We start from the raw sequence: 9,727 nt of genomic DNA on the forward strand, positions 1-9,727 counted from the left end.
AGCGCGAAGCGCGCGCTTTATACGCTGGATTCCCGCCTGCGCGGGAATGGCGAGGGGGGGCATGGGAATGGCGGGAATTTTGTTCACGGCGCCTCTTTCTTGGCTGCAAACAGTGCCAATTTTCTTCCCCTCGACTGCGTAGCGGCTCGGGGACCTGCCGGGCGCGCCCCCGGAGGCGGCTCCCCCCGCATATGCGGCGAACCCATACGCTTCCCGCATATGCGGCGGCGGGTGCTATAATCGCGTCCGCGGCCGCCGCAAGGCGGCGCATTCCCGAACAAGCCGCGAAAGCGCAGCTATGAATAAGAACATGACTCTCCGCCAAGCGCTGGCCGGCTGGCCCTGCCCCCCCCGCCGGCAACGGCCGCCGTCGCAACAGGGCCCAGGAAAAGCAGCACTGCGGGAAGCGGCATTGCAGGGAGTGGCATTGCGGCTGGCATTTGCCGCCTTGCTGGTCGCAAGCGCCGGTTGCGCGGGCGCCGGCAAGCGCCCCTCCGAGACGCCGCAGGAACAGGCCGCAAGCGGCAGCAACGACCCCTGGCAATCCTTCAATCGCTCCATGTTCTCCGTGAACGAAACCCTGGACCGGTACCTGCTGAAACCGACGACGCAAAGCTACGTGCGGGCAGTGCCCGAATGGGTCCGCGACGGCATCGGGAACTTCCTGGACAATATGGGAACGCTGAACACCATATTGAACGACTTCCTGCAAGGCAAAGTGGATCAAGGGCTTTCCGACACGAGCCGCTTTATATTCAACTCCACCATCGGGCTGGGCGGATTGGTGGACGTGGCAACCCCCCTGGGGCTGCCGGCGCACCGGGAAGACCTGGGGCAGACCCTGGCCGTGTGGGGAGTCCCCCAGGGGCCGTACCTGTTTCTGCCCCTGTTCGGGCCGAATACCGTCCGCATCCTCCCGGACCGGGTCGTGTCGCGGTTCACCGATCCCCTCACCTACGCGGAAAGCGAGACCCTGTTGACGACGGCGGTTCTCTCGGCCCTCGACGGGCGCGCCGGCTTCCTGGAGAACGAGGAATCCTTTCGGCAGGCGGCGGCCTTCGACCCCTATGCCTTTCTGCGCGACTTCTACCTGCAACGGCGCGCCTTCCTGATCTACGACGGCGCGCCCCCGGAATCGCCGGCGGCAGACTCGCCGCTCGAAGACGAATGGGAACAATGGGAGGAAGAGGAAAACGAATGAACGCCGCGGCAAAGACGTCCGACTCCAGCCTGGAGATCCTGCTGGCCAACCCCAGGGGCTTTTGCGCCGGAGTCGATCGCGCCATCGAGATCGTCAAGCGGGCCCTGGACCTGCATTCGCCGCCGGTATATGTGCGCCACGAAATCGTCCACAACCGCTATGTGGTCGAGTCCCTGCGCCGCCGGGGCGCGATCTTCGTAGAGGGGCTTTCCCAGATCCCGGAGGGGGCCGTCGTCGTGTTCAGCGCCCACGGCGTATCCCGCGCCGTACACCGGGAAGCCGCCGCCCGGAACTTGCGCGTATTCGACGCCACCTGCCCCCTGGTCACCAAGGTGCACAAGGAGGTGGGGCGCTACCGGGACCAGGGCTGCGAGTGCATCCTGATCGGCCACGCCGGCCACCCCGAGGTGGAGGGCACCCTGGGGCAATACCGCCGCCGCAACGGCGAGGCGGGCGGCATTTACCTGGTCGAGTCGGCGGCGCAGGCGGCGGAGATCCAGGTGCGAAATCCCGACCGCCTGGCCTACGTCACCCAGACCACCCTGTCCATGGACGACACCGCCGGGATCATCGCCGTCCTGCGCCGGCGCTTCCCGGCGATCCTGGGCCCCCGCAAAGACGACATCTGCTACGCCACCCAGAACCGCCAGGACGCGGTCAAGAAACTGGCCGCTCATTGCGATTTGATCCTGGTCATGGGTTCGCGCAACAGTTCCAACTCCACCCGCCTGATGGAGATTTCGCAGCGCGCCGGCACCCCCGCCCGCCTGATTGACGACGCCGGGGAACTGCGCCGCGACTGGCTGGACGGGAAGCGAACCGTCGGGATCACCGCCGGCGCCTCGGCGCCGGAACTGCTGGTGGAAAACGTCGTGGAACGCATTCGCCGCTGGCGGCAGGTAACGCTGCGCGAACTGCCCGGCCTGCGGGAACAAGTGATCTTCTCGCTGCCCCGGGCGCTGGCGGGAAGGCCGCGCCCGCCGGCGGCCGCGGCGCCCACAATCCGGGAACGCGGCAACGCCGAAACGTAAATCAAGCCGCGCTCCCCTCGGCCCCGACCCTATCCAGGCCCTCTACGATAGAGAAAGGGCGGGGCCGAGGGGAACCGACCTGATCTTCAGCCCCCGATCCTCAGCGGATCAGCGGCAATGTTCCTCCAGCGCCTGGCGGGTCTCCGCAATCTTCGCGGCCCGCTCCTCCTGATTGTACGCCAGGGACGCCCCGGCATCGGCGGGCTCCTCCCGGCGAATGCGGGTCAGGGAGTTCAGCGACGCCAGCCTCTTGCGCGTTCGGGCGCACTCGGCGGCCAGGGCTTGCTGCGCCTCCTGCTCCCGGGCCTGTTCTTCCTCCGCCTGGTGCCGTTCCTGGCGCCGCTGGTCCAGGGCCTCGGATTGCTGCCGCAGCCCCTGCACCGCCGCCTCCCTGCCCTTGCCGGCATACGGGCGCAACCGTTCCGCCTCCTTGCCAGGCGGCGGCTTGTTCGAGTACTGCACGTTGCCGTCCTCGTCCACCCATTTGTAAAACTCGGCCGCCGGGGCGGAAAGCCAGAACAGGCCCAGGCAGACGCCCAACGCCACTCCCCCGCACCGCCGACAAAGCTCCGCGATCATCAGCGGCTCCAGCAATATGCGGCACGATCCGCCCTGCTTTCGCCGCTATTCAGGGTAACGCCCCTGACATCCCTTTCCTGAGTGCTGGACAACGTTAACCTGTTGCATTTGGAGTCATTGAATTGGTTGAGCGCCCGCAACACGTAGCAACTCTCGATCCCCAAGCCCAAGCCGCTGCACCCGCTGATTGTGATCCTCAGCTGATAGTGCCCGTTGGGAGACAGTCCGTTCGCGGGAAAGCCCAGCGCCTGCACATCCGTCGTGTAGGTGTTGTTGCTGAAAAAATACCGCTCCTGCCGGGACGCCGCCTCCGCCAGCAGGGCCTTGCCCTCGGCGCGCTTGCTGCGCGCCACGTGCTCGGTGTAGGACGGATATCCGATCGCCGCCAGGATGGATATGATCAGCACCACCGCCATCAACTCGACCAGGGTAAAGCCGCCCTGGCCCTGCCTGCGCGACCGCCCGCGCCGGTCTGGCGCCGCCCGCGACCGCCGCCGCAATACCTCGTCGCCCGCGTTGCCCGCGCCTTGTTCTTCCGCCGTGCCCATATCGCATCCTCCCGACCGCTTCACGCCCAACTTCACGCCCAACAACTTCACGCCCAACTTCACTCCAGGTACTCCCGCCAACTGACTTCGCCGCTGTCCGCCGGCTGCAATCCCAGCGCCTCCACGCTCTGGATCTCGCCCGTGGACTGCTGCACCACCACCGTCAGCCGGCCCGGCACGTCCTCGCCGGGCTGGCCCAGGTGCAGGCTGGGCAGCGAGGCCAGCCCCGCACCGAGGTTGTACGTGCCCAACGCCTCCGAGACCTCGTCGCTGCACACCGCGAAGGCGCAGGTCTGCGTACCGAAGACCCCCTGCGGCTGCGGCAAGCCGCTGCGGAAATCCAGCCCCAGCACTTCGCTTTCGCCCAGCCCGCCGCTTGCGCAGGCGGCGGTGGTAGCGGTCGCGGGCGGCGAAAAGGCCGTGTTAAACAGCACCGAGCCCAGCAGCGTGGAGGAGTTCAGGCTGCGCTGGGCCGGCGTCGTACCGGTGCCGATGCGGTAGTCCCGCCGCCAGCCGCCGGCCGCGATCGCGCGCGCGCGCATGTTGTTAAAGGTCTCGTCGAGCGTGCCGTCGCCGTTGGAATCCACCTGCCCGTTGGTCAGGACCCGGGCGTTGGAAACGTCCAGCAGGGTGCTCAGCGCCCTCGTCAGCAGCGTCTGCGGGTCGCCGGGCGCGGCGAAGGGATCGTTCGGATCTATAATGCCGTACAGCGTCTCTTGCGGCGTGGTTGCCTCGTCGTCGTCCGACAACAGCCGGCCGCTGCCCGCATAGACCCACCGGTTGCCCTCCTCGTCCACCGCCAAAGTGGGCGCCGCAAAGATGGGCTGGTCGGTGTCCAGAAGCTCGACCGGGTTACCCCAGCTGCTGGGATCCGTGTCCTCGCCTATTTGCAGCCGGTAGAGGGCGCCCTTCGCGGGGTCGGCGGCGGTGGCCCTGGTGCTCCCCAGGGTGCCGTAATAAAGCGCCTCCGCGCGCAGGTCCAGGTCGAAATCGGCGACCGTGATGCCCCCCACGAAGTGATCGAAGTCGGTCAAAATGTTGATCTTCCGCTCCGGAGAGACGGAGCGGGTCTGCCCCTGCGAGCCCAACAACACCGCGATGTCATATACGTACAGGCTGGCGAGGGCCCCGCCGCCGATGTTCCCGTTGCGCTGATCCGGCCCCGAGCCCAGCACCAGGAACCACCGGTCCCGGTCCGTCGGGCTGCTGCCGCGCACCGGCACCACCACCGGCCGGGCGGTGGTGAAGCCCATGGTCGTGTCCGACAGCTCGGCGATCAAGACCGGCGGGTCTTCGGGGTTGGTAATATCCAGCACCACGAATGCGGAGCGGAACGACCGATCGTCGGCGACATCGCCATCCGTATTGCCCGCGCCCAGGCCATCCGACTGCGTATCCACCGGGACGGGGACCGGACCGCCGCCGCCCAGGCGGAAACCCGCCACCAGGATGGTCCCCCAGCCGTCCGTATGCACGCTATCGGTATCGAATGCCTTGACGTCGAAGACCCGGGGCGGGGCGTCCACGTAATAGCCGTGGGTATAATTGGGGTCGGCCAGCCACTTCAGGTAGGGGTGCAGGGCGCGCGGGACGTAGGCCCATATTTCCTCGCCCAGATCGCGCGCGGCCGCATTGGGATCGCTGGCGCTGGCGGTAGTGAAACTATCGCTGGCCGGATTGTAAAAGCCGGCGTTAAAGGCATGCAGCATGCCGTCGTTGGCGCCCACATAGACCACCTGGCGGCGCTGCGCCCAGCGGCGGCGGAAGTTGGTATAGGTGGCGTCGTTGGCCAGCAAGTCGTAGGCCTCCGCCGGCGCCGCCACCGCGACGGGGGAAGAGTGCACGATGTCGCCCAGCATCTGCGTCACGCGGCTGGTATCGGTGGACCTGTACCCCAACTGGCGGGGGCGCTGCCCCGCTACCGCCGGCTCGCCGCGCAAATATGCCACCAGGGCAGCCGCGTTCTGCCGCGCGTCGCGCACCTGCACGCCGCCGCTGTCAATGTACGGACCTACATCCAGGCTGCCTTCGCTGCGGGCGCCCTGGAACGCTACCGCCGTGAAGGGCCTGACCTCGTTGCTGTCCGCGATGTCGTTGGCCGTGGACGGATCCTCGATCCAGGTAAAGATATAGCGCAACGATCCCGCGGTCGTAATATTCGTGTCGTCGTAATCTACGCGGTTGGCCGAGGCCGTAAAATTCGAGGCGGCGACCAGATTCAAATGCTCCCTGGCATTCCACAGCGCGTTAAGCTCCTCCAGGTCCACGACCTCCACGCTGCTGGACTCGAAGGTATTGGGCTGCGAACTGTCGAAGCGGCGCACGCGCGTCTCCCCCTCGGCATCGTCGTAGAACAGCACCACCACCTTGTCGGTCTGGTAGTCGTCCAGCGTGCCGTCCTGGTCGCTGTCCTCGCGAAACAGGCTGTTCACGTCCACGAACAGCGCTTGCAGGGTGCCCAGCCAGCGCACGGGAGGATTGAGGGGCGGGTTCAGACTATCCGAGCGCTCGGGCTCGAACAGGGCCTGGAAGACGGCGCCCAGGCCCTCCCGCTCGTTGGCCACCAGGGCCGCCGCCGTGCCGGAGGCGGTGCGCTGGGTAACCCCCCCCTGCACCAGGGCTTGGCGCAACGTGGCATCTATATTGGTCGGGTTGGTCACCGGGATATAGTTGTCCGGCAGGCCGTCCGCGCCCACATTCCCCAAGGTGTCCACGGTGTCCCATTCCGCGACCAGGTCCGGGCGGTTGTTGTTGTTACTGTCTTTGAAGCCGCCGTACTTGGCCGCGTAGAACAGGGGCGTACGCAAGCGCTGCGCCGTACTGCTACCCACGGCGAAGGTATGGCCTACTGCGGCATCCATCGTCCGGCATCCCCAATCAATGGTGACTCCGACTAGGACTTCACGGCCCCTGAGATCGACGCCCCCCCGGTTGTGACCGCAACTGGGAACGTTGGCGACGGGGTTGTCGTACTCGCTTGGGCCAAATGCAGTCGCACCCGCGGTATGCCCCGAGTAGGCATGGAAGCCGTCCTGAGTCGTGCCCTGGATGGTAAAGCCAAACAAGTGAATCCCCTGCCCGGCGGACTCAGAGAGGATGTCCGTCGTCACCCGGATGGTGTTGGCAGCCGCATCCACCACGTACTCCAGAGAACCCAGGATATCGTGATCGAAGTCGGTGCCCTCAATGCTGTCCTCCCAACCCACCATATAAAGCCCCCGGTACGTGCCGTCCGCCTGCAGTTCGTGATCCACGACAGGGAGGAACTTGACCAGCCTGCCGCCAGTGGGACGGACTGTCATGGTACCGGAGATGCGGATTGCCGGGTCGAAACCGGGATTGTCATCAAGCTGCTGGTTACTGTTCAAGTAAGCGGGCTGCAACAGCACTTGCCGCGTGGCCGACGCAGGGTCCCCTATGGGGATCCGCAGTTCCGGCAGGACGGGACGCAGATCCACGGCAACCGTGTTGACCGTCTGATCGCCCTGCAGATCCGTGCGCAGGTCCGTGATATGGGCGTAATAGGCGGCACCAGCCATCAGGTACGTTCCCCCCAGTGTCGGCGCCGCGGGGCACAGCCCTTCCACATCCGACAGCTGGCTCACAGTCTTCGGCGAGCATGCGTAGTCAATGTCCGCCGACACGCCGTTGGAACCTACGACATACTGTCCCGCAATGTTCTCTTGCGTACCGATATCGTCGGTTGCCCGGACGATCTCGGTCTCGGCAAATGCCAGCGAGTTGCCGTTGCCGCCGTTGTTGAAGGAGCGGCTGGTCGGCAGATCGTCGCCGTCCTGGCTCACCGTCCCCGAGTTAATCAGCAGCACATTCATCGGTCGGCAATCTTCGCTGCCCGGCGGGATTGCCGGCATCAGCGCATCGTTGTTTCCGTAGGTCACCCTGTGGAGTCGCCGGTTCTCCATAAGAGGATTACCGAAAGCGGACCTATCCACAGGAGGGTTAGTGTCGTCCGCATCGAATGCGGACAACGCGGACGCGCCCGCGAGATAGGACGCCGCTTCGTAGAATATTTCGCCCAAGGGGTTCCCCCAGCTTAGGCAATCGTCGTATATGGGATAAAGAAATTGAGAAGGGTTGCTGATAAAGACCGTGGGACAATTATAGTTGCCGAACGACATGCCGCGAGGTATCGGCCGGAAAGAGCTGGCAGAATGCCCTCCCGGCGAATATCCTGCTACCGCTAAATTATCCAGGAACCAGATGATCCGTCCGTCGCCAGGATACGCGTTAAGATCGACATCCCTGATCACGCCGGACGCTTCGATCTCATCGTCGAAGGCCCGCAGCCTCTTGCGCAGAACCCCTCCCGTCTTACTCTTGCTGTAACTGCCGCTAAACAAACCGAACTCCGCCAAGCCCGCTTCCCCGTATTCTTGCAGAATTCCTATGGGCTTGTAGCCGGCGGCCCCCGGATACTGTTTACAATTCTCGTTATTGTCGGCATTGATCAAATTGGCGACGCATACTTGAACCGCTGCCCGATATGTTGCATCTATAGCATCACTCGGAGTATTCAGATTATTTACTCCCAGATAGACTTGCCCGATGCGGGCCGTATCATCGACGCTGTTGGGGTCGCCAGGGGAGCCTTCTTCGGGGTTGCCCAGGTCCCTATAGATACCGGGATAATCGGTGGCAAAATCCGCAAGATCCAAGGAACCTGTATAACACGCTCTGCCAGTGGTGGAGGCCACAAAATCCCAGAAAGGGAAATTGCCGCGGGCGAAAAACACCGCACTCGCGATGCGAATGCCGCTTGCACTATAAGTGTACGCCCACGTAGAGCTTCCACTTAAGATACCGCCACGACCCGCCTGAGAACGGTACACTGATCTACACGAAGTCAAATAATTCACGCCAGTACTGACGGGCGTCACCTCTTCTATCACGGGACCCTGCAATACCCTGGCGAAGCTATGGGAATCCGGAGGAATGCTCGCCCCCTCTAAAATGACCTCGTTGCCCACGCCCAGGCCGGAGGTGATATCCGCTTCGTCCACCAGGCGCCTGCCCCCGTACAACACCTTGCGCAACAGATCCAGCCGGGTCATGGTGGCCCAGTTGAGGTAATTGCCGCTCCAGCGCCCATTCGCCACGCCCGAGCAATCGCGGGTATAGTTGCCCAGCGAGTCCTGCGGGCTAAAGGCCTGCGGGTCGAAAAACCAGTTATTGCTGTCGCTCAGGACGTCCCCGTTGCCGAATCTCAGGTTCGCCGTATTCCGCCGGTACGCGTAGCACTTATCCGGGTCGAAATAGCCGTAGTACTGAACGGCGGGCTTGTAGCCGAGGTCCGACCTGCCGTCTCCGTCCAGATCCTGGAGGCCGTCGTAGGCCGCGTAGAACAGCTGCTCGTCGCGCGACATGGCAATGAGGAAGCGGGGCAGCGTCACCCCGCTGGCGGCGGTGCCCACGAAGGGGGGAAAGGCGGTGTAGTCGGTCAGGGTCGCGCTGGACACCACCGCATGCGCCGGGACGGCCGCGGGCCCCGCGGGACCCATGGTGACGATGGCCGCCGCCAGCGCCAGCAGGCCGCCGCCGGCCGTCGCCCGCCACGGCGCCGGCGCCCGTGCCGCCGCCCGTGTCTGGTCCTGCCTTTGCATCCGTCGCATCCGCATCGCTTGCATCGTCCCGTACCTCTCTGCTGTCTGGCTGCCTCTATCGCTCCGTGTCATGTTCCGTGCCGCCCCGAATCTTAGCGGATCACGTGCCGATACTGCGTCCCGGTGGTGGCGGCGGCATTGTTGGCCCCCATCCCCACGCTGCGCAGGTCGAAAAAGATCAGGCCGCCGCCGGCGGCCGCCCCCTGGCCCAGCCCGGCATAGCCCTCGCCGATGGCGGCGCCGGCGCCGGTGGCGATGCGGGAGTCCACCCGCGTGACGAAGATGTCCGCCCGCAGGTCGCTGGCGCCGACGCTGCCCACGCGGTATTCCAGGTCCACGTTGCCGGCGCTCAGGTCGCCCAGATTGGCCGTGTCGTTAAACAGGACGCTCGAGCTGTTGACCGGCACCAGCCCGGGAGGCATGGTGAAACTGGTCCAGTTCCGGTAGTGCGTGTGCTGGTCCAGCGCGGTGTTGGCCAGTTGGCGGCTGCCTTCCGAGACCTCGAAGGCGTAATTGCGGTCCACGGTGTTCTTGACGATCTTGAGGTCCAGGGTGGCGCCGCGCATCGCGATCACCGCCACCAGGGTCAGCACCAGCAGCAGGATCAGGGAGACGGCCAGCACGATGCCGCCCTGGCGGCGCGGCCCGCCGCCGCCCCCGGCGTTGCGCATCCGCCCCGCCGCGGCGGCTGTCGCGGCGCCCGGCCCTGATCCTGCTGCTGGTGCTGACCCTGGTGGCGGTGATCGC

General features: G+C 65.3%; 6 protein-coding genes. 2 read left to right on the forward strand and 4 right to left on the reverse strand.

Going from position 1 to position 9,727, the window contains the following annotated elements; all coding sequences use genetic code 11:
• Positions 1–310: 310 nt before the first annotated feature.
• Both OXU43_06040 and ispH read left to right on the forward strand, forming a co-directional pair.
• Complete coding sequence (locus OXU43_06040) at positions 311–1,201, forward strand: VacJ family lipoprotein (protein MDD9824714.1); 891 nt, start codon at positions 311–313, stop codon at positions 1,199–1,201.
• 29 nt (positions 1,202–1,230) lie between these two features.
• Positions 1,231–2,232 carry a 4-hydroxy-3-methylbut-2-enyl diphosphate reductase gene (gene ispH / locus OXU43_06045; protein ID MDD9824715.1) on the forward strand — a complete coding sequence of 334 codons (1,002 nt, stop codon included), beginning with the start codon at positions 1,231–1,233 and terminating at the stop codon, positions 2,230–2,232.
• A gap of 108 nt (positions 2,233–2,340) precedes the next feature.
• Here ispH and OXU43_06050 read toward each other — a convergent pair whose 3' ends face one another.
• The 4 genes from OXU43_06050 to OXU43_06065 all read right to left on the reverse strand — a co-directional run bounded on the left by OXU43_06050 (position 2,341) and on the right by OXU43_06065 (position 9,651).
• Complete coding sequence (locus tag OXU43_06050; GenBank protein MDD9824716.1) at positions 2,341–2,826, reverse strand: DUF4124 domain-containing protein; 486 nt, start codon at positions 2,824–2,826, stop codon at positions 2,341–2,343.
• Positions 2,811–3,422 (reverse strand): type IV pilin protein, encoded by a 612-nt coding sequence (locus OXU43_06055; GenBank protein MDD9824717.1) that lies wholly within the window; start codon positions 3,420–3,422, stop codon positions 2,811–2,813. The genes OXU43_06050 and OXU43_06055 overlap by 16 nt, the downstream gene beginning before the upstream one ends.
• Positions 3,419–9,004: a PilC/PilY family type IV pilus protein gene (locus tag OXU43_06060; GenBank protein ID MDD9824718.1), complete on the reverse strand. Its 5,586-nt coding sequence runs from the start codon at positions 9,002–9,004 to the stop codon at positions 3,419–3,421. Before OXU43_06060 ends, OXU43_06055 begins: the two co-directional genes overlap by 4 nt.
• Positions 9,005–9,072: 68 nt before the next feature.
• The gene (locus OXU43_06065; protein MDD9824719.1) at positions 9,073–9,651 is read right to left on the reverse strand and encodes a PilX N-terminal domain-containing pilus assembly protein; all 579 of its coding nucleotides are present in this window, start codon (positions 9,649–9,651) and stop codon (positions 9,073–9,075) included.
• Positions 9,652–9,727: the final 76 nt, after the last annotated feature.

The organism is Gammaproteobacteria bacterium (genome assembly GCA_028817255.1).
Taxonomy (GTDB): domain Bacteria; phylum Pseudomonadota; class Gammaproteobacteria; order Porifericomitales; family Porifericomitaceae; genus Porifericomes; species Porifericomes azotivorans.

What these genes read in the sequence shown, in the direction of transcription:
- OXU43_06040 (MDD9824714.1), top strand. Translation starts at nt 311, where the DNA reads ATGACTCTCCGCCAAGCGCTGGCCGGCTGGCCCTGCCCCCCCCGCCGG.
- OXU43_06060 (MDD9824718.1), bottom strand. Translation starts at nt 9,004, where the DNA reads ATGCAAGCGATGCGGATGCGACGGATGCAAAGGCAGGACCAGACACGG.
- OXU43_06065 (MDD9824719.1), bottom strand. Translation starts at nt 9,651, where the DNA reads ATGCGCAACGCCGGGGGCGGCGGCGGGCCGCGCCGCCAGGGCGGCATC.